19 protein-coding genes are annotated in these 19,965 nt (G+C 66.7%); 2 read left to right on the forward strand and 17 right to left on the reverse strand.

Annotated features, from left to right (window positions below; translation table 11 throughout):
• Positions 1-12 precede the first annotated feature (12 nt).
• The 6 genes from A1D30_RS17575 to A1D30_RS17600 form a co-directional block, all read right to left on the reverse strand.
• Positions 13-1,137, reverse strand: coding sequence for a cupin domain-containing protein (locus A1D30_RS17575; protein WP_063462018.1), 1,125 nt, complete (start codon positions 1,135-1,137; stop codon positions 13-15).
• A gap of 31 nt (positions 1,138-1,168) precedes the next feature.
• On the reverse strand, positions 1,169-1,885 hold the full coding sequence (locus A1D30_RS17580; protein WP_063462019.1) for a fumarylacetoacetate hydrolase family protein: 717 nt from the start codon (positions 1,883-1,885) through the stop codon (positions 1,169-1,171).
• Positions 1,886-2,114: 229 nt separating this feature from the next.
• Complete coding sequence (locus A1D30_RS17585; RefSeq protein ID WP_082836506.1) at positions 2,115-3,410, reverse strand: FAD-dependent oxidoreductase; 1,296 nt, start codon at positions 3,408-3,410, stop codon at positions 2,115-2,117.
• Between the two features lie 19 nt (positions 3,411-3,429).
• Positions 3,430-3,744 carry a non-heme iron oxygenase ferredoxin subunit gene (locus tag A1D30_RS17590; RefSeq protein ID WP_063462021.1) on the reverse strand — a complete coding sequence of 105 codons (315 nt, stop codon included), beginning with the start codon at positions 3,742-3,744 and terminating at the stop codon, positions 3,430-3,432.
• A gap of 9 nt (positions 3,745-3,753) precedes the next feature.
• Complete coding sequence (locus A1D30_RS17595) at positions 3,754-4,227, reverse strand: aromatic-ring-hydroxylating dioxygenase subunit beta (RefSeq protein ID WP_063462121.1); 474 nt, start codon at positions 4,225-4,227, stop codon at positions 3,754-3,756.
• A 5-nt stretch (positions 4,228-4,232) separates the two neighbouring features.
• Positions 4,233-5,558 (reverse strand): aromatic ring-hydroxylating dioxygenase subunit alpha, encoded by a 1,326-nt coding sequence (locus A1D30_RS17600; RefSeq protein ID WP_063462022.1) that lies wholly within the window; start codon positions 5,556-5,558, stop codon positions 4,233-4,235.
• Positions 5,559-6,122: 564 nt separating this feature from the next.
• On the opposite strand from A1D30_RS17600, the gene A1D30_RS17605 reads away from it, so the two are divergent.
• Positions 6,123-7,070: a phage exclusion protein Lit family protein gene (locus A1D30_RS17605; protein ID WP_063462023.1), complete on the forward strand. Its 948-nt coding sequence runs from the start codon at positions 6,123-6,125 to the stop codon at positions 7,068-7,070.
• Positions 7,071-7,128: 58 nt separating this feature from the next.
• Positions 7,129-7,704 (forward strand): hypothetical protein, encoded by a 576-nt coding sequence (locus A1D30_RS25575; RefSeq protein WP_131798477.1) that lies wholly within the window; start codon positions 7,129-7,131, stop codon positions 7,702-7,704.
• Positions 7,705-8,138: 434 nt separating this feature from the next.
• Here A1D30_RS25575 and A1D30_RS17610 read toward each other — a convergent pair whose 3' ends face one another.
• From A1D30_RS17610 to A1D30_RS17660, 11 genes are all read right to left on the reverse strand, one after another.
• Positions 8,139-8,537 carry a hypothetical protein gene (locus A1D30_RS17610; protein ID WP_063462024.1) on the reverse strand — a complete coding sequence of 133 codons (399 nt, stop codon included), beginning with the start codon at positions 8,535-8,537 and terminating at the stop codon, positions 8,139-8,141.
• 180 nt (positions 8,538-8,717) lie between these two features.
• Positions 8,718-11,837, reverse strand: coding sequence for an efflux RND transporter permease subunit (locus A1D30_RS17615; protein ID WP_063462025.1), 3,120 nt, complete (start codon positions 11,835-11,837; stop codon positions 8,718-8,720).
• Between the two features lie 9 nt (positions 11,838-11,846).
• Entirely contained in the window at positions 11,847-12,977 is a 1,131-nt protein-coding gene (locus A1D30_RS17620; protein ID WP_063462026.1) for an HlyD family efflux transporter periplasmic adaptor subunit, read from the reverse strand.
• Complete coding sequence (locus A1D30_RS17625) at positions 12,974-13,546, reverse strand: hypothetical protein (RefSeq protein WP_063462027.1); 573 nt, start codon at positions 13,544-13,546, stop codon at positions 12,974-12,976. Before A1D30_RS17625 ends, A1D30_RS17620 begins: the two co-directional genes overlap by 4 nt.
• A gap of 124 nt (positions 13,547-13,670) precedes the next feature.
• Positions 13,671-14,951, reverse strand: coding sequence for a TolC family protein (locus A1D30_RS17630; protein ID WP_063462028.1), 1,281 nt, complete (start codon positions 14,949-14,951; stop codon positions 13,671-13,673).
• A gap of 181 nt (positions 14,952-15,132) precedes the next feature.
• On the reverse strand, positions 15,133-15,489 hold the full coding sequence (locus A1D30_RS17635) for a hypothetical protein (protein WP_063462029.1): 357 nt from the start codon (positions 15,487-15,489) through the stop codon (positions 15,133-15,135).
• 171 nt (positions 15,490-15,660) lie between these two features.
• Positions 15,661-16,506, reverse strand: a complete 846-nt coding sequence (locus tag A1D30_RS17640) for a heme ABC transporter ATP-binding protein (RefSeq protein WP_063462030.1) — start codon at positions 16,504-16,506, stop codon at positions 15,661-15,663.
• The gene (locus A1D30_RS17645) at positions 16,503-17,585 is read right to left on the reverse strand and encodes an iron ABC transporter permease (RefSeq protein ID WP_063462031.1); all 1,083 of its coding nucleotides are present in this window, start codon (positions 17,583-17,585) and stop codon (positions 16,503-16,505) included. The genes A1D30_RS17640 and A1D30_RS17645 overlap by 4 nt, the downstream gene beginning before the upstream one ends.
• On the reverse strand, positions 17,582-18,484 hold the full coding sequence (locus A1D30_RS17650; protein ID WP_242421931.1) for an ABC transporter substrate-binding protein: 903 nt from the start codon (positions 18,482-18,484) through the stop codon (positions 17,582-17,584). Before A1D30_RS17650 ends, A1D30_RS17645 begins: the two co-directional genes overlap by 4 nt.
• Positions 18,474-19,601: a ChuX/HutX family heme-like substrate-binding protein gene (locus A1D30_RS17655; RefSeq protein ID WP_063462032.1), complete on the reverse strand. Its 1,128-nt coding sequence runs from the start codon at positions 19,599-19,601 to the stop codon at positions 18,474-18,476. The genes A1D30_RS17650 and A1D30_RS17655 overlap by 11 nt, the downstream gene beginning before the upstream one ends.
• Positions 19,598-19,954, reverse strand: a complete 357-nt coding sequence (locus tag A1D30_RS17660) for a hypothetical protein (protein WP_063462033.1) — start codon at positions 19,952-19,954, stop codon at positions 19,598-19,600. The genes A1D30_RS17655 and A1D30_RS17660 overlap by 4 nt, the downstream gene beginning before the upstream one ends.
• Positions 19,955-19,965: the final 11 nt, after the last annotated feature.

Consider the following 19,965-nt stretch of genomic DNA (forward strand, 5'->3'; position numbering starts at 1 on the left):
GTGAGTGATGGATCAAACAGTGACTTGCACACGGTGGCTGTGCAGCACCTCAAAAATCGGCGCGTCGCTGAAGCGGAACAGGTCGAGTGCGCCAGCGGCCGATGCCTGGGCCGAGAACGGCTGCCACGACGGCACCACAAACAAGTCGCCCCGCGCCACCTGCCAGGTGCGCTCACCCACCGTGACGGTGCCGCTGCCGTCAAACACCTGGAACACGGACGAGCCCACCTCACGCTGAACCCGCGTCGCGCCGCCCGCGCGCACGCGGTGCATTTCGGTCCGCATCGTGGGCAGCACATCGGCGCCGGTGGTGGGGTTGGTAAAGCGCACCGCCGCATGCCCGGGGCTCAGCGTGCCCGCCTGGCCTTCGTCTTCCAGCGCGAGCTGATCGGCCAGCGCGCGGTCGGTATCCACCCAGCGGTAGGCCAGCAAGGGCGTGGCGGGCTGCGCCTGCACCATCGATACCGGGCGCAGGCCCGGGTGGCCCCACAGCCTTTCGGAATAAGAACGCTCGGCGGTGGTGCGCTCGGCGGGCGGGAGCTTCTCGCGCCCCACTTCAAAAAACTGACTCTCGGTGTAGTACGAGAACGGAATGTCCAGGCCGTCGATCCAGGCCATGGGCTCGGTGGCAGCGTTGTGGTGGGCATGCCAGTTCCAGCCCGCCTGCGGCAGAAAGTCGCCCCGCGACATGCGCACGGCATCGCCATTGACCACGGTCCAGACGCCCTCGCCTTCCACCACAAAACGAAACGCGTGCTGCGTGTGCCGGTGCTCGGGGGCGTCTTCGCCGGGCATCAGGTACTGGATGGCGGCCCACAGCGTGGGCGTGGCAAACGGGCGCCCACCCAGCGCCGGGTTGGCCAGCGCAATCGCACGGCGCTCCCCGCCACGGCCCACGGGCACGATGGCGCCCGCCTGTGCGGCCAGGGCCTTCAAGCGGTCCCAGCGCCACAGATGGGGCACGGCCTTGGATTGGGGCTGGCGGGGCATCAGGTCGCCAATCTGCGTCCAGAGCGGTACCAGCAGCTCTTGCTCAAAGCCCCGGTACAGCTGCTCCAGTTCGGGCGTCGGCTCGGGCTGGCCTTTGCCCGCAACGGCGTGCAGCCGCACGGGGGAAGGCGTGAGGTCGGTGGTCATGGTGGGGTTGTCTCCTGGATGTGGTTCTTTCTTATTCCGCCGAGCCAACGTGGAGCGAGATGCTGCCCACGCCTTCAATGTGGCCTTCAATGCGGTCGCCTGCCAGCACGGGGCCTACGCCCTCGGGCGTGCCGGTAAAGATCAGGTCGCCCGGCTGCAGGTGGTAGAACTTGGACAGGTCGGCAATCAGTTCGGGGATGTTCCAGATCAGCTTGGACAGGTCGGACTTCTGGCGCACGGTGCCATTGACCGACAGCTCCAGGTTGCCCTGGCCCAGCACCACCTCGGGCATGGGCACGATCTCGGAGACCACGGACGACTGCTCCACATCCTTGCCCAGGTCCCAAGGCCGGCCCTTGTCGCGCGCTACCAGCTGCAGGTCGCGGCGCGTCATGTCCAGGCCACAGGCATAGCCGTAGATGAGGCTGGGCGCATCCGCCTCGCTCACACGAAAACCGGGCGCACCAATGGCCAGCACCAGTTCCATTTCGTGGTGGTAGTTCTGGGTGCCGGGTGGGTAGGCCACGGTCGCGCCAGACTCGACCAGCGTGGACGGTGCCTTGGTGAAATAGAACGGCACCTCCACCGCCTTGTCCACCGGGCGCCCCATCTCGACCGCATGCGCGTGGTAGTTGCGGCCCACAAAGAACAGCCGGTGGATCGGCAGGCGCTCGCTGCGGCCACGCACAGGCAGCGAATAGACGGGGGGCGGGGTCCAAAGGTAGGTGGTGGAAGCGGTTGCGGTCATTGGTGGTTTCCTTTTGCTAATGCTGTTGCTGGTAGTGGTGCTGCGATTTCGGCATTCGTCTGCTGCAGCCATTCACGCTGAGCGCAGTCGAAGCGCCGCGCAAGGCTTCGACAAGCTCAGCCCGAACGGGTATTTCAAGAACGGACATTTCAAGTTCTATGACGCTCCATCGAATGCATTCCCCTGGGCCGTTCACGCTGAGCACCGTCGAAGCGCTGCGCAGGCTGTGTCACAGCTTGGCCATCGGGGTACCCAGATCGGCCAGCCGCTCGGCATCCACCGGCTTGCGCTGGTCAATCAGCCTGCGGGCAAAGCGCAGGTCGCGCGCTGCGTTGGCGCCCACGGCGGCCTGCACCACATCGCCCGCCAGGTAGAACAGCACAAAGCTGCCGCTGGCCGGGTCGCCGCGCGGCACCACAAGGTGCGCGGGCGTGGGCATGCCGTAAATCTGCAGGTTCGTGCCGTACTGGTCGGACCAGAACCACGGCAGCGGCTGGTAGTCCACGGCCTGGCCCAGGGCCGAGCGTGCAGCGGCCATGCCCTGTTCTTGCGCGTTCTGCCACGACTCCAGCCGCAGGCTGCGGCCCACCCAAGGGTTGGGTGCCACGGCCACATCGCCTGCGGCCAAGATGTGGGGGTCGGACGTGCGGCATTGGGCATCGACCCGCACGCCGCCGTCGCAGGCCAGGCCCGCCGCGCGCGCCAGCTCGTCGTTGGGCACCAGGCCCACGCCCAGCACGATGGTGTCGCACGCCAGCGCGCTGCCATCGGCCAGCAAGACCTCCGAGCGGCTATCTGCGCCGTCTGCGCCATCCGCAGCGCGGGCAAAGCCCCTCACCCCCGCGCCCAGCAGCACGCGCACGCCCTGGGCGCGGTGCAGCGCCAGCAGATACGCCGACACCTCGGCAGGCACAGAGCGTTCACACAAGCGGCTTTGCGTCTCCACCACCACCACTTCCGCGCCCTGCTGGCGTGCGGTGGCCGCCACCTCCAGGCCGATCCAGCCACCGCCCACCACCACCACGCTGCGGCCAGGCCGAAGGGCCGGGGCCAGCGCCTGCGCATCTTCAATGGTGCGCAGCGTGTGCAGCGGCACCTGGTCTGCCCCCGGCACGGCCAGCCGCCGGGCGCGCCCCCCGGTGCACAGGATGAGCTTGTCGTAGGGCTGTGCTGTGCCATCCGACAGCAGCACCTGCTTGGCAGCGCGGTCAATGCGGTGCACCTGCATGCCAGGCCGCCATTGCACCGCCAGGGCGTCAAAGGCCTCGGGTTTCATGAGGCGCGTGCTCTCCGGCGCGGCTGCGCCCGATAGCACTGCCTTCGACAGCGGTGGCCGCTCGTGCGGCGGGTGGGCTTCGTCACCGATCAGCACCACGCGGCCCGCAAAGCCCTCGCTGCGCAGCGCTTGCGCCGCCCAACCGCCCGCCTGGCCCGCACCAACGATCACGATGGTGTGGGCCGAGTGGGCGTTTGCGCCTTCATGCGGCAATGCGGCGGCCTCGACCTCAGGTCGTTCGGCAGTCATGGGGGGCTCCTTGAGAGGTTCAGTCCAGGGCCAGCCACACGCGGCCGCCCTCGATCTTCACGGGGTAGCTGCGCAGCGGCTCGGTGACGGGCGCGCAGGTGGGTTTGCCGTCGCGCACATCAAACTTGCCTTGATGCAAAGGGCATTCGATCTCGTGCCCTTCCAGAAACCCATCGCACAGGCGCGCATGGCCGTGGGTGCAGATGTTGTCGGTGGCAAACACCTCGCCGCCCACGCCATACAGCGCAATGTCGCGCCCTGCCACAGCCAGGCCAATCACGTCATCCTCGGGCACATCGCCGTGCGCGGCGGCGTCAATCCAGTTCGTTGTCATGGCAGCTCCTCAGATGGGGTAGATCAGCGAGTTGGGGATCATCTCGCTGTCGTAGACGACGAGGCGCGATGCGAACTTCAGGCCCTCGGGCGTGGGCACCACCTCATCCAGCGTGCGCCCCACGTTGAACACCGTCGATTCCTTCGACAGGCGCGTGCGCAGCACCGCATAGTTGGCCTCGCAGTGGATGCGGCCATCCACATCCACCTTGTGCACCAGCGGCGCACCCACCACATGGCGCTGGTAGTAGGGGTCGTGGAACAGCGTCTCGCGGATGCCGTAGACGCGGTCTTTCAGCATGCCCTTGCTGTCAAACGCCAGCGTGGCCAGCGGAAACCCGCGCTCGTGGTTCTCGCGCGGCTGCAGCTTGTACACGCAGTGGTCGATAAAAAATTCAGGCCACGCCTCCCAGTCCGCCGCGTCGAGTGCGCGGGCGTAGCGGGCGTAGAGCTGGTTCAGTTCAAAGTAGGTCTGGAAGTCCATCATGGTCAAGCCTCCGCCTCCATCACCTTGCGCCAGTATTCGTACATGCCCCGGATCAGCGTCTCCGTCACCATGTGGTCCGTGTCGCCCACCTCGCGCCCGCCCAGCTCGGCCAGCGTGCGGTGCGCGGGCTTGGTCTCAAAGCCTTCTTGCGACCACTCGATCACCTCGCCATCGTCGGCCGACACAAAGCCTGCCGGGCCGAACAGATTGGCCTGGCGCAGGCGGCGCTGCGTCATCTCTTCGCTGTCGTCTTCAAAGCCAAAGTGCGTCCACACAAAATCGAAAGCGCCCTTGCCATCCGGCTGGATGTGGCGCGTGGACACGCTGTTGACCTGCTGCTGAAAGATCACGCTGGGGAACACAGTCATCATCACCGCCGTGGGCACCGCCGCCCCCGCGCTCGGCACCGCTGCGCCCTCCCCGCTGGCGGCGGGGGCCGGGCCCGCCCACCAGCCCTCCTGCGCAATGTCGAGAAAGCGCGGGTCGTTCAGTTCCATGCCCGCCTTGAAGCTGGACACCTGCGTCACATCGGCCGCCTTGCCCGCCGCGCCACGGGTCGAGACCATGGCCGCATGGCGGTGCTGTGCGTCCATCAGCAGTTGCGACTTGTTGTCGGCACGCCAGAGCCCAAAGGTAACGAACCAGGTGTGCAGCAGGCCGGGGTGGTACGGGTCCTTGATGTTCTCTTGCATCAGCTTCCAGTTGCCCGGAATGCGCTGGCGGTTGTAGCCCAGGATGGTGAGCTTGCGGCCATTGAACAGCCGGTCAAAGTAGCCCAGGATGGTGGGGCCCAAGAATTCCTCCAGCGGCTCCACGCTGTGGTCAAACGACGCAAACACCACGCCGCCACGGGTGGCCACCTTGAGCTTGGTCAGCCCATGCTCTGCCGGGTTGAAATCCGCAGGCATGCCGCCATTGACCTTGCCATCCTGCTTCACGCCACGCCGAAACGGCACACCCTGCAAGTCGCCCGACAAGGTGTAGTTCCACTGGTGGTACGGGCAGGTCAGGCTCTCGCGGTTGCCATGCCGCTCGCGGCAAAACGCCATGCCACGGTGGGCGCAGACGTTTTCCACCACATGGATCGAAGCATCCTTGTCGCGCACCAGCAGCACCGAACGCTCGCCGATCACCGTGCGCTTGAAATCCCCCGCGTTGGGAATCTCTGCCTCCAGGCCGACATAACACCAGTGCCCGTTGTAGAACAAACGGTCCAGCTCCTTGCGGTACAGCGCCTCATCGGTATAGGCCTGAAAGGGAATGCGGCTGGTGCCGTCCGTCTCCCAGCGAATCTGCTGCGGGAACACGGTGACGGGGCATTCATGCATGGGCGTCTCCTTTGTTTTTTGTCATCGCCAATCAATCAGTCGATCTATCAATCCATCCGTCTTTCGGGGCAGGTGCGGATGGCACCCAGCGCCTGGGGACCGATCATTCGCGCTGCAGCAATATCAGTCAATGGAACACTAGTGATATTTCACATCACTGGTGTGAATATGACTTTGACGGTGGTGCGGGAGATTGCAGGGCCATGTGGCGGTGCAAGGCGCCCAAGGCCACGCTGCATGCGGGTGGCATGAGCGAGTCAAACGGGAGTGGGTACTGGGGCAATCGGCCGAGAACTTGTACCGATGGGTCTGGGCCGGGCGGACAGCCTGCGTGGCAAGGAGGCCGATGGGGACATTGCTCAGCAGATGGATGGCTAAGCCATGCGGGAGCATTTCAAATCCACTCAGGTCAGCAAGGGCTGCTTTGCAGCGGTTGCAGTCATCCGTCCTTCGTTGGCGAACGCTTGCGATCAGCCAGGAGTTGATAGCAGGCACGGCTGCTTTCGGGTAGGCTAGACCGCACTACCGCAGCGTTCTAGCTGCCTAGCTTTTACACATCTGTCCATGGCCTCGGATCCAATTGTCGACTCCCCTGTGCTAGTCCTCGAGGGGAACATTCTTTGGCAGTTCGAGAATTTGTCAGAGTTCGGCACACAGACGCTGAAAATGCAGGTCGCTCTGGGCACTCTCTCGGGTGAGATATTGCTTGACATGTCTGCCGCTCCACCGAAAGGGCCGAGGGTGGCCAAGCAGTCGACAGGCGTTCCAGAAATTAATGTTGACCTTTCGCATCTGGAGATGCTCTGGGCATTCATCTATGGCTGGATGGTGGTCTATGAAGAGCGCGTACAGAAACAGCAGATTGATCCAACGAAATTGATAAATGCTGAAACTACGAAGCTAGTCAATCGAGCTCAAGAGTTATTGGCATGGTCGGCAAGCTTGCGAGAGTCATACACGGCGTGGCCTGCAAGCTTACCGTCGCCGAGACACTACGCGACTGAACAGGAAGAGTGGTACGGGCTGAAAGCGAATCTCGTGTTTCAGAAAGCAGTCGCATTCCTACTAAGTCATGAACGAGCTCACGCGGCACTCGGTCACCTTGAAGTCATCCAGCGCGCGGATGGTGCCGGATTCCGGCTTGATATGGAGAGAGATGCTGACGCTGCCGCGTATGACGATCTACTCGGACAAAGTCTTGACGACAGAGAGAAGGCACCGGAAGCTTGGGCAGTGGTCAGCGTGATGCTTAGCACCTTCTATTTGTATAAGGCGCCAAGGAATGCACTTCTTCCAAGCGGCCATCCGGCGCTTCATCACAGGGTAGCGCACATGCTTAGGCGGCTTGCGCTAGCTGACCCTCACTATGACTATTACTTCTCGTTTCTATGTCGACTTGTGCTGCAGGCGGTGTTTCCCGAGGTGTTGCAGCCTACGCGCCAGTTCGATGATTGGGAAGACGCCCTGACAGATGCCTTGGATCGGCTTGACCATCTTAGCGGTGCGCAGTAGGAGTGCAGAGACGGTCATCAAATTGAATAAATAATCCAATTTTTTTACATTATTTCAGATGAGTCAGAAAAAACGTGACCCGATGGGGGCAGATCTTTTACGACAACGGCGAAACCTCTTGATCACGAGCCTAGGTTTAGCAGCGGCGCAATTGGCCGGCGCCACATTCCAAGGAAGCGCTTCAATTTTTGGTGCTGGTATAATATTTGAAGAGCCGGTGAATTTGCTTTATGGCACCTGGGTGCTATGGGGTTATTTTCTACTTCGATATTGGCAATACCTTGGTGAAGAGGGAGATTTGGGCATCTCGAAAGCAGTGAGTGCTTGGCTTTTGGCCAGATTTGATTTGTACAATGATGATTATGACGACGGAACTCGTTATTGGGTAGGTTTTAGACTACCTGACATCTGGATATTGTACGAATACAACGAAAAACGTGATGACCCCGACATGTCATCCAAATCATCACTAGACGTTCAGAGTTCCCTTGTGAAGATTTTCCTACTCACTAGGGCATACATAGTGGTGGCATGGAAAACTCCGAGATTCACTGATTACATGTTGCCATTTTTTGTTGCAGCATTTCCTCTTGCATTCACTATATTTCGCCTAATTGCAAGTAACCAGTCATAAATGCGCGGAATGAATTTATCGAAGGATCAAGCGAAATCCTTTAAATTCGAGTCATTAATTCCGGCGAACTGGCTTGTAGTGGAAACGGCGTAGCCCCAGCCGCCTTAGTATTCCGTTTCGATGCCTGCTATCTGACAGATAGTACTAATTCGTTTGAAGCCGGTATTTGACTGCTGCCAGCTTAAACAGCCACACACCGCCACCAGAAAATCTGTCTTTTCCCGCCCGCAAAAGCTCAGCACCTTGCGCTCAGCATCAACCATTCCACTACAAATTTGATAGCTATAAGCGCTTGACAGACAGGCGGTAGAGCCCAATTTTCTTCAAATTTCAGCGCACCTCACCACTGAGACAAGCCACACACCGCCACGCCAGCAAAAGCCAACGCGGCGGCGCGTGGTGCGCAACGCTTTCTTTCTCTCTCCGGCAGCGGCTTACTTCACCGCAAACCGCACATTCGCCGCCTTCTTGCCCGGCAGCGTCACCAGCGCCACCACCTTGGTGCCCGGTGCCACCTTGAAGGCGCCCTTGGCTTCGAGCTTGCCCTCGCCCGCAGGCGTCAGCAGGGCCTCGGATTTTTCGGTGCCGTTCAGCAGGGTGAGCTTGGCGCTCACGCCCTCGGTCTTGGCGGGTTTGCCATGGTCGCGCAAGTGCAGGGTGAGGGTGTCGGGCTTGGCGACGAGTTCGTAGTCCATGTCGTTGGCCTCTGCCACGATGCCGCCGTGTTGGGGCTTGTGGTCATGTCCCGCGCCGTGGTCGCCAGCAGCATGGGCGGCGGTGGTGGCCATAGCGGCGAGGGCCAGGGCGGCGAAAAGTTGGCGGGTGGTTTTCATGAGAGTCCTTTCAGGGGGTGGAAAAAATGGGGCCGTACACGCTGAGCTGGTCGAAGCGCCGCGCAGGGCTTCGACAGGCTCAGCCCGAACGGTTGGGGATGGCGCACTGGCTTCGACGGGCTCAGCCTGAACGGGTGGGGTGGGGGTGCACAGAACACAAGAAGAGTGCGCATACAAAGTTCAGAACGCCTCGGCGCTCTTGTCGTCCAGCAGGCGTTCGGCATCCTTGCGGCCAAACAGCCAGAACAGGGCCGGGGTGAGGAAGGTGTCGAGCAGCGTGGAGCTGATGAGGCCGCTGAAGATGACCACCGCCACCGGGTGCAGGATTTCGGTGCCGGGGCGCTCGGCCTCCAGCAGCAGCGGGGCCAAGGCAAAGGCGGTGACCAGGGCGGTCATCAGCACGGGGCTCAGGCGCTCCAGCGAGCCGCGCACGATCATGGCGGTGTCAAAGCGCTCGCCTTCCACGCGCATCAGGTTGAGGTAGTGGCTCACCTTCAAAATGCCGTTGCGCACCGAGATGCCCGCCAGCGTGATGAAGCCGATCAGCGCCGCCACCGACAGCGGCTGGCCCGACACCCACAGCCCCAGCACCGCGCCCACCAGCGCCAGCGGGATGTTGGCCATGATGAGTGCCGACAGCGTGGCTGAGCGGTAGCGGGTGTACAGCACCACAAACATCAGCACCAGCGAGACGATGGCCAGCAGGCCCACCAGGCGGCTGGCTTCTTCCTGCGCCTGGAACTGGCCGCCCAGGGTGATGAAGTAGCCCTCGGGCAGGCGGGTGTCGCCCACGGCCTGGCGGATGTCGGCCACCACGTCGGACAGCGCCCTGCCCTGCGCGTTGGCCGAGAGCACGATGCGGCGCTTGCCATCGTCGCGGCTGATCTGGTTGGAGCCGTCGCCTTCTTCGATGGTGGCCAGGCGCGACAGGGGCACGGGGCCGCGTGGCGTGTCGATCAGCACACGCGCCAGGCCGTCGATGGAGCGTGCGCTGTCGGGCAGGCGCACCACCAGCGCAAAGCGGCGGCTGCCCTCCACCACCTGGGCCACTTTCTCGCCCTCCACCAGCGTTTGCAGCGCGGCCAGCACCTGGGGTGCGGGCACGCCCATTTGTGCAGCGGCGGCGTAGTCCACGCGCACGGTGATCTGCGGCGCCAGCACTTGCTTTTCTACCTCCAGGTCGGCCAGGCCGGGGATGCCCGCCAGCCGCGCGCGCAGGGCTTCCGCCTGGCCGCGCAGGGTGTCCAGGTCGTCACCAAAGAGCTTGATGGCAATCTGCGAGCGCACGCCCGAGAGCATGTGGTCGATGCGGTGCGAGATGGGCTGGCCGATGGCGATGGCGGCAGGCAGATGCGCGAGGCGGCTGCGGATGTCGGCCTGCACCTCGGCCATGCTGCGCTTGAGCTCGGCCGCAGGCAGCAGGCCCACGTCCAGCTCGCTCACGTGCACACCTTCGGCATGTTCATCGAGCTCGGCGCGGCCACTGCGCCGGCCCACGTGCGTGACCTCGGGCACCTGGCGCACCAGCACCTCGGCCTGGCGGGCCAGCGCGCTCGATTCGGCCAGCGTGACGCCGGGGTTGAGCCGCATGCCGATGAGCAGCGTGCCTTCGTTGAACGGCGGCAGAAAGGTGGTGGGGAAGAACGGCACCGCCGCTGCCGACAGCGCCACCGCCACCGCGCTCACGGCCAGGGCCGTGCGCGGGCGCGCCAGCACGGCCACAAGCCCGTTGCGGTAGCGCGCTTTGAGCCAGGCCACCACGCGCGTGTCGCCGTGGTCAAGGTTCTTCATGCGCGGCAGCAGGTAAAAAGCCAGCACCGGCGTGACCGTGACCGACACCAGCAGCGAGGCCAGCGTGGACACGATGAACGCAATGCCCAGCGGCACAAACAGCCGCCCCTCGATGCCCGGCAGCGCAAACAGCGGCAAGAACACCAGGACGATGATGGCCGTGGCATACAGGATGCCCGAGCGCACTTCCATCGACGCGAGCTTGACCACCTCGATGGGGTGCAGGCGGTGGTGGGGGTGCTTGGCGCGGTCCATCTTCAGGCGGCGCAGCACGTTTTCCACATCGACCACCGCGTCGTCCACCAGGCCGCCAATGGCAATGGCCAGGCCGCCCAGCGTCATGGTGTTGATGGACAGGCCGAAATACTTGAACACCAGCGCCGTGATGAAGATGGACACCGGGATGGCCGTGAGCGCAATCACCGTGGGCCTGAGCGTGCCGAGGAACACGAACAGGATCACCGCCACAAACACCGAGGCGCCCATGAGCTTGCCCTGCAGCGTGGTGACCGAGGCTTCGATGAAACTCGCCTGGCGGAAGGTGACGCGCGGCGCCTCCATGCCTGCGGGCAGCGAGTTCTTCAGGTCCACCAGCGCAGCCTCGATGCTGCGCGTGAGCCCGATGGTGTCGGCCGTGGGTTGCTTCTGGATGCCCAGGATGACGGCGCCCTGCCCTTCAAAGCCCGCGTCGCCCCGCTTGGTGGCGGCGGCAAAGGTGGCATCGGCCACCTGGCGCAGCAGCACGCTCTGGCCGTTTTTGGCGGTGAGGGCCAGGTTCTGCAGGTCTTCGAGCCGCGAGGTGCGGCCCAGGTGGCGGATGAGGTATTCGCGCCCGCCCAGCTCCAGAAATCCGCCCGAGGTATTGGCCGCAAATCCCTTGAGCGCGCCCGTGAGCTGCTCGTGCGTGATGCCCAGCGCTGCCATGCGCGCCGTGTCGGGCAGCACCTGGAACTGGCGCACCTCGCCACCGATGGGGATCACCTGCGCCACGCCAGGGATGGCCATGAGGCGCGGGCGCAGCACCCAGTCGGCGTACTCGCGCACGGCCATGGGGGTGGTCTTGCCTGCGTCGATGGGGATGGCCACCTGCATGATCTCGCCCATGATGGAGCTGATGGGCCCCATGCGCGGCGTGATGCCGCTGGGCAGGCCTTCTTCCATGGACGACAGGCGCTCCGACACCATCTGGCGCGCGCGGTAGATGTCGGTGCTCCAGTCAAAGGTGACGTAGATGAACGACAGCCCCGCGCTGGAGGTGGAGCGCACGCTCTCCACACCGGGCAGGCCGTTCATCGTGGTCTCCAGCGGGAAGGTGATGAGCTGCTCCACCTCTTCAGCGGCCATGCCACCCGCCTCGGTCATGAGGGTGACGGTGGGTTTGTTGAGGTCGGGAAACACATCCACCGGCGTGCGTGAGAGCGTGAAGGCGCCATAGGCCATGAGCACGGCGGCGGCGATAAGCACCAGCAGCCGGTTGACCAGGCTGTTTTCGAGAAGCCACTTGAACATCGTGACTCCTTAGCGGACCTGGTTGATGAGCGTGGCACCCTGCGTGGCCACGCGGTCGCCGGGCTTCAGGCCCGAGGTCACGGCCACCGAGGTGCCATCGAGCGGCACCGCCGTGACCACCCGTGGCGCAAAGCGCTCGGGCGATTCCTTGACCCATACGATGGTCTGGTTGGCCGGGTTGCGCAGCAGCGCGGCAGCGGGCACCTGGACGCCATCGACCTTGTCGGTGGACTGCACGAACACGCGCACGGGTTGGCCTATTGCCAAGTGAGCCAAGGTGCCGAGCACAGACGAGTCGCCCGCAAACTGCAGCGGCTGCGCCTGATCACGCAGGCTGCGCGCCGCGCCCAGAAAGCGCAGTGGCACGCGCTGCCCGGCCACGGCCAGCGTGGCACCGGCCACGCTCTGGGCCTGTGCCGGGTCGTAAGCCAGGGCCTCGATGCGCAGGCGCGATGGGTCTACCACCTCAAACACCAGTTCGCGCGCATCCACCACCTGCCCGGCCACAGCATTGGCCGAAGCGATGACGCCCGACACGGGGGCCACCAACGCATCGCGTGTGGCCAGGCCCGCGCCCACGGCGCCCAGGCGCTGGGTGAGGCTTTGCAGCTCGCTCTCGGCCGCCTCGATGTCCTTGCGCGGCACGGTGTCGGCCAGCTCCGTGAGGCGCGCCACGCGCCGCGTGGCGAGGTCGCGGGCAGTGCGCAGTTCGGCCTGCTGGGCCAGCTGGTTGGAGCGCTCAATGGCGCCCGCCGTGGGCACCACATAGGCCAGCACCTCGCCCTTGCGCACCGCCTGGCCCACGCCAGGCAGGCCCTTGGGCGCGGCCTCCAGCCGCCCGGCCAGCACGGCCTGCACCTTGCCACCCGCGTTGGGGTCCATCACCACGGTGCCCGCCAGTTCAAAAGCCTTGGCGTGCTGCCCGGTGGCTGCCACCAGGGTGCGTACGCCCAGTTGGCGCTGCGCGGGTTTGGGCAGAAACACACTGCCATCGGGCTGGCGGCTGGGGCCGTTGCCGGTGGGCGCAGGTGGTGCATCGCCATGGTCGTGGCCGGGGCCTGCCAGGGCTGGCAGGGGTGCGCTGAGCGCGGCGGCCATCAGCAAAGCCAGCAAAGAGGGCATGGGATGGAAGCGCGTCATGCTGCACCTCCCACGCGCTGGGTGTTGCCAATGCGGGCAGCACGGCCCCGGCGCAAACCCCACACGGCGACCAGCGCCAGCAGCACGGCGGCCACGGCCCCTGCGATCAGCACAGTGCGGCGGGCCAGCCCTGCGGGGGCGGCATCGGTGTGGGCGGCGGGGTGCAGGTCGATCTCGCCTGCGAGCAAGTCGGTCTCATTGCCTGCGGCCACGGTGGCGGTGACGGGGCTCACGCCCTCGGCCAGCGGGGCGGCCAGGGTGGCCTGGAACTCGCCCTCTGCCACGCGGGTGACGGGCACGCTGGTGCCCGCAATGTCCAGCTCCAGCCGGGCGTCCTTCACGGGGCTGTTGTCGCCCGCGTGGTCCAAATAGAGCGCGATTTTTTGCCCGTCGAGCACGCCCACGAGTTCAAACAGGTCGGAGGTAGCAGCAAAGCGCGGCAGGGCTGTGCCCGCTGCGGCGGCGGGGGCTTCGCCATGGTCATGGCCTGCGCCAGCCAGCGCGGTCGGCGGTAGCAAGCCCAGCAGCAGGGCCAGGCCCAGTGTGGAGAAAGCGGAAGAGAGTGTCATGGTTGTCTTAAAAATTGGTCGGGATGCACAAGGACACGACTTACGCAAAATAGGGATCGGGCAAGCTGCTCGCCCCGAGGCGAGGTGGTTGCTCCATCCTCATTTGCGTAAGTCCTCAAGGAGTTCATTGCGGCAGCAGGCCCAGGGCCTGGCGCAGGTGGGAGATGGCGGCCGCTGCGTCGATGCGGGCGCGGGCCAACTGGCGTTCGGCCTGGGCGGCCTCCAGCTCCACACGCAGGCGTGTGGGGCCGTCGGCTTCGCCCAGGCGGAAGGCCTTGTCGATAAAGCCGCGTGTGCCCTGCGCCAGCGCCGCGTGCCGTGCCAGCGCATCGCGCTGGGCCTGCGTGGCCTTCACGCGGGCCATGGCGGCGGCGATGTCGGCGGCCAGCCGGTCGCGCTCCACAGCCGCGCGGGCCTCGGCGGCAACGGCATCTGCGCGGGCGATAGCCTGCTTGGCCTGCGCACGGTCACCCCCGCCCAAGGGCACGCGCAGGCCCACGGTGAAGGTCTGCTGGTAGCGGTCGCCCGCCTGCTCGCGGCCGCGCGTGGCGGCCACCGTCAGCTCGGGGTTGGCGCGGGTCTGCACGGCGGCCAGGTCGGCGGCGCGGCGGGCCACCTCGGCCTGGTCCTGCCAGCCGGTCGCCGCAGGGTGCTGGGCAGCGGCGGCCGTGGCATCGGGCACGGGGGGCTCGGGCTCTGCCCCCTCCGCCAGCGCCAGGGTGGGCGCGGCCTGCACGCCCCAGGCAGCCAGTGCAGCCTGCGCTGAGTCCCGCGCGCCCTGGGCCTCGGCCATGGCGGCTTCGGCCTGGGCCACGGCGCCGTCGGCCTGCGCCTGGTCGGCACGCGACAGATCCCCCGCACGCACGCGGCGCGCCACGTCGGCGGCAAGGCGCTGCGCGTTCAGCAGCCGGTCTTGCGCCAGGGCCCCGTCAGCCTGCGCGCGCTGCGCCGCCCACCAGGCTTCGCGCACAGTGGCGGCCAGTTGCAGCTGCGCGGCACGCTGGCGGCTGTCCAAAGCCTGCGTTTCGGCGTCGGCCAGTGCGGCCTTGCGGACGCGCTCGCCGGGCAGCCACAGCGGCAGGGCCAGGCCCACTTCGGCTTCGCGGCTGCCCTGGTTGCTGCCGGGGCGGTCGGTTTTGGTGGACAGCTCCAGTGCCATGGGCTCGGCCGTCCAGGCTGCCGCCGCGCTGCGTGTGGCCTGCGCGGCCTCGCGCCGCAAAGTTGCAGACTGCGCTTCGGGCTGGCGCTGCCAAGCCTGCTCGAACAGGGCCTGGAGTGTGAGCGGCGCTGTTCCGGGGGTTGTGGTCTGGGCCTGCGCAGCGCTGCTGCCCATCAGCGCCCAGCCCAGTGCCATCGCCACCAATGCGGCGATGGGCGTGTGTTGTCGTTGTTTCGTTGGTTGCATCCGATTCCTCTGCAGTGGCCAGGGGGCCACAGGTTGAAATCGGCGAGGCGCGATGGAGGTCAGAAACGATCAGGGGCGCGCGCCAGCAAACCTGCACGCGCACACCACGACTGCCAGGAAAGGCAGGTCTCCAACAGCATCAGGAAAAGAAACGGAGCCACCCAAGCCCCCGCCTCGCCGCTCAGGCGAGGACAGGCCAGTTGGGGCGTTCGGGGCGCGTAAGGGGTGCGGGTGGCCAGGCGGGTGCGGCCTGGCCCGGCGGGTGCGCCACGGCCACCACGATGGCCTGGGCGCTGGCACTGTGCGCCAGGCCGCCGCCTGTGCCGTGGCAGGCATGGCAGTCCATGTCGGCCAGAGTGCTGGGGCTGGCGCCCGGGGCCGAGTGGTCGGCCCCTTCGTCGCCATGGTGCTCGTGCACATGGTGGCCAAAGTGCGATGCCTGCGGCGCTGACTCGTGCCCGCAATAGGGCGAGGCCGCCGCCCAGATGGACTGGAGCGGCATGAACACCAACAGAAAGACGAGCAGCAAGCGGCGCATGGGCAGCGGGATTCTAAGCAGGCCGCACCACCCGCCCCGCCAGATAGCCTGACGGGTTGAGGGGCCTAGCCCCGTGGGTTGCACAGGCACACCATGCAGATGCTTCACTTTTTATAGCAAACTTTGAGACCCATAGCGCGGCAGAGGCCATTTTGACTACAGAAATGCCATTCACTGCGCCGCCACCAGGTACTGCGGCACCCCGTCGGCCGCCAGCACTGGCGTGCTGTGCACGCCCCACACCTGCGCGATGGTGGCGGGGGTGAGCAGGTGGGCCGTGGCGTGCACGCTGCGCGGGCCCGCCAGGCCCGGGGCGAGCAGCAGGCTGTCGTGTGCGTAGCGCAGGGCCAGGTTCAGATCGTGCAGCACAGCCACCACGCCCACGCCGTGCTCCACCGCCCAGCGGCGCACCAGGGCCAGCGTGTGGTGCTGGTGCGCCAGGTCAAGGGCGGCGGTGGGCTCGTCCAGCAGCAGCCAGCGGGTGGCGCCATCGGGAAGGGGCTCCCAGATCTGGGCCAGCGCGCGGGCCAGGTGGCTGCGGGCGCGTTCGCCGCCCGACAAGGTGTTGATGCTGCGCCCAGCCAGGTGGGCCACGCCCGTGGCCTGCATCGCCTCGGTCACGATGCGCGCCTCGTGGCGGCTGGGCTGCTGGCGGTGGGGAAAGCGCCCCATCTCCACCACCTCCTGCACCGTGAAGTCAAACGCCACGGCCGTGTCCTGCGGCAGCACGGCGCGCTGGCGGGCCAGGGCCTTGGCGCCTTTGCCAGACACCGGCTGCCCGCCCATCCACACATGGCCCGAGCGCGGCGCGCGCTGGCCCGAAAGCATGGCCAGCAGCGTGGACTTGCCCGCGCCGTTGGGCCCCAGGATGGCCGTGACGCGCCCGGGCACCAACTGCGTGTGCACAGTGGCCAGCAAGGGCCTGCCGGGCACGCCCACACCCAGCTGGTCGCACACCAGCAGATCGGCGGTGGTGGTGTTGTTGGTGGTGTTCGCACTAGCAGCGACGGCGCTCATACCTTGTTCCTGAATTGCCGCAGCATGGCCAGAAACAGCGGCACACCGATGAACGCGGTGAGCACGCCCAATGGCAGCTCGGCGGGCTGGACGATGGTGCGCGCCACCCCGTCGGCTGCGAGCACCAGCGCGGCGCCCAGCAGGGCCGAGCCCGGCAGCACCACGCGGTGGTCCGGCCCCGCCACCAGGCGCACCCAGTGCGGCGCCACCAGGCCGATAAAGCCGATGATGCCGGTGGCCGCCGTCACCGCGCCCACGGCCAGCGCCGTCACCAGCACGGCCAGGCGCTTGGTGCGCTCCACCGGCACGCCCAGCAGCGCGGCCTGCGCCTCGCCCAGCGCAATCGCGTTGAGCGGGCGCGCGAGCACCAGACCCAGGCCGCAGGCCACCGCCACGATGGCGCCCACCAGCGCCACGGCGCTCCAGCGCGCGCCGCCCAGGCTGCCGAGCAGCCACATCTGGAGATTGCGCAGTTGCTCATCGGTGGAGATGAAGTTGAGGTAACCCAGGCCCGCCAGCGCCAGTGCATTGACCGCCACACCGGCCAGCAACATCAGCCCCATGCGCGTGCCGCCATCGCCCTGCGCCAGCGCATAGATCAGTGCCGTGACCAGCAGGCCGCCGCCAAAGGCCATGCTCACCAGCGCCCAGCTGCCCAGGGTGCGCGGCATGTCGGGCAGCCAGTGCATGCCCAGCACGATGGTGACGGCCGCCGCCAACGCAGCGCCGCTGCTCACGCCCACCAGCCCAGGGTCGGCCAGCGGGTTGCGGAACAGCCCCTGCATCAGCGCACCGGCCAGCCCCAGGCCCGCACCGGCGGCCACGCCCATCAGCAGGCGCGGCAGTCGGATGTTGATGAACACCAGGTATTCGGGTGCCTGCTCGGCAGAAGGCGCTGCGCCCACGGCCTGCAGCAGCACCTGCCACAGCTGGGCGGGTGCAATGGCGTATGCGCCCCGCGTGCTGGCCCAGACAAAGCTCAGCCCCACCAGCGCCGCACCGATGGCCAGCGCAGCACGGGGCGACAGACGCCCGGGATTCCAGCGCGCACCCGGGGGCGCCACGGCCACGCCGCTCACGCGGTGATCGCCTGGATGCGGGTGTGCAGCTCGCGCACGGCTGCGGGCAGGCGCGGGCCAAAGCCCAGCAGGTGGCTGGCCTCCATGGCCACCAAGGCCTTGCGGCGGAAAGCGGGCGTGAGGGCCAGTTCGGGCCGCTGCCAGAAGGCCGCCTCGCCGCCCAGTGCCTCGATGCCCTGGGTGCTGTTGAGCAGCACCTCGGGCGCGGCGCTGGCCATGGCCTCGGCCGTGAGCGGCCGGTAGCCTGCGAACTGGGTGATGGCATTGGTGGCGCCCGCAAAGCGGATCAGCGCATCGGCCGCCGTGCCGGTGCCCGCCACCATGGGGCTGCCGCCGTGCGACAGGATGAAGATGGCGCGCGGGCGCCGCGTGGTGGCTGCCACCTGCTTTTGCACCGTCGCCCACTGCGCGTCCAGATCGGCCTGCAGGGCCTGAGCCTCGCGCTCGCGGCCCGCCACGCGGCCCACGGTGGCCACCTTGCGGCGCACTTCGTCCCAGGTGTGGTCGGCCTGCACCAGCTCCACGCGCACACCAGCGCTGCGCACCTGGTCCAGCACCACGGGCGGCCCGGCCTCGGTGGTGCCGACCACGGCGTCGGGCTGGAGGGACAGCAGCCCCTCGGCCGAGAGCTGGCGCATGTAGCCGACCTTGGCTGTTCGCAGCGCGGCCTCGGGGAACAGGCTGGTGGTGTCGGTGCCCACCAGCTGGCCCTGGGCGCCGAGCAGGTAGACCACCTCGGTCAGCGCGCCGCCCAGCGAGACGATGCGCGCCGGGCGGGCGGCCCAGGCGGCCCCTGGCCCCAACGCAGACAACCAAGGCAACGCCACCACACCGCGCAGCAGCCGCCGACGCGCGCCACTTGGCCCCCGGCTTTGCACGGCCATCGGATCACGCAGCATGGGCCAGCTCCTGCACGCCAGGCAAACGTGCCACCAGGTCGCGCCAGCCCTGCAGCTCTGGCTTGCCGGGCTTGCGTGCACCGAAGAACATGGCCATCAGCTCACCCGCGTGGTCGAACGCCTCGACGGAGGTGACGACGCCATCGGCCGTGGGCTTCTCCACCACCCACACGCTGGCAATCATGTCGGTGCGCAGGTGCAGGTTGAAGCCTTCGTCCAGCACATTGATCCACTGCGCACGCGGCGTATCGAGCGGCTGGATATTGCGCACCGGCCCGGTGTGGATCTGGATGCAGCCGCCGCTGCCCACAAACACCATGATGGGCAGGCCGTCCACCGCCGCCTCATCCAGCAGGCGCGCCACGGCCTGCGGCGCGGCGCGCCAGGCAAACTGGCCTTCGACCAGGCGAAAGCTCTGCTGGCGCTCCACGCCGAACTTTTTGATGAGGCCGAAGAACTCGTGCGTGTCCTGCATGGCGGCCCAGGCCTCGCGCAGGCCTTCGGCGTCGATGTCGGCGTCGGGCAGCACGGCCAGTGGCGCGGGCTCCGGACCAAACACGTAACCCGCGCTGGGCTGCACGAAGCGGCTCACCACGGCGTCGAACGCCGCCAGGTCGGTGGCATCGCGCGTGAAGATCTTGTGCACCGCCCGCCCCTGCGCGTTGAAGAACTGCAGGCTGCGCGACGGCGGCTTGGCGGGGTCGTTGGCCAGCTCCGTCACCGCAAAACCCGCATGCCACTGCGCAAAGAACAGGCGCAGATCGATGTCTTCGCCCAGCGCAATGCCCACCGGGCCGGTGGCCGACACATGCCGGTACACACCGGTCTTCTCGTGCACCGTGCTCTCATTGCGCGTGAGTGCCATCAGCGGGCCGCAAGCCTCCAGCGCCTGCAGCAGCTCCAGCCACGAGCCCTGCAGCGGCTGGGCCTTGAGCGGGTGGCCATGCTCTCCCGCATGGGCGGCCACGGCAGCACCTTCCGACAGCCCCAGGCTCTCGGCGGCGTCCTTGGCGCGCTTGCCTGCTGCGCGGGCTGCGGCAAATTGGGCGCGGATGTCGGGTGCGGCCTGCGGCGGGTGGGCCACAGCGCTTGGGGGGTTTGTCACAGCGGCATTCATTGCACGGCCTCCGGCGCCGTGTGCCACAGCACGCGGCGCTGTTCGGCAGCCACCATCGCGGCACTGGCGGCCCCATCCTGGCGTGCCTTGCACTGCTGCTCCCAGCGGCCTTGCAGGCTCCAGACCACGGTGCGGAAATGCGGTGTGAAGCCTTCCGCATCGGCCAGCATCTGCAGGTTGGCCGATATCTTGCGGCCCATGGCGTCACGGTGGCTGTCGCAGCAGGCTTGCACATAGCCCGTCATCAGGGCCAGGGTGCCCGCCAGCAGCGCCTCGGCGCAGGGCAGGCTGTATTCCTCGTCGCAATGGGCGCCGGAGGTGGGCGTATCGGGCGTGTCAGGTGCATGGCTCATGGTCTGTCTCC

Origin of the sequence: Acidovorax sp. GW101-3H11, from assembly GCF_001633105.1 — a bacterium.
GTDB lineage: Bacteria > Pseudomonadota > Gammaproteobacteria > Burkholderiales > Burkholderiaceae_C > Acidovorax.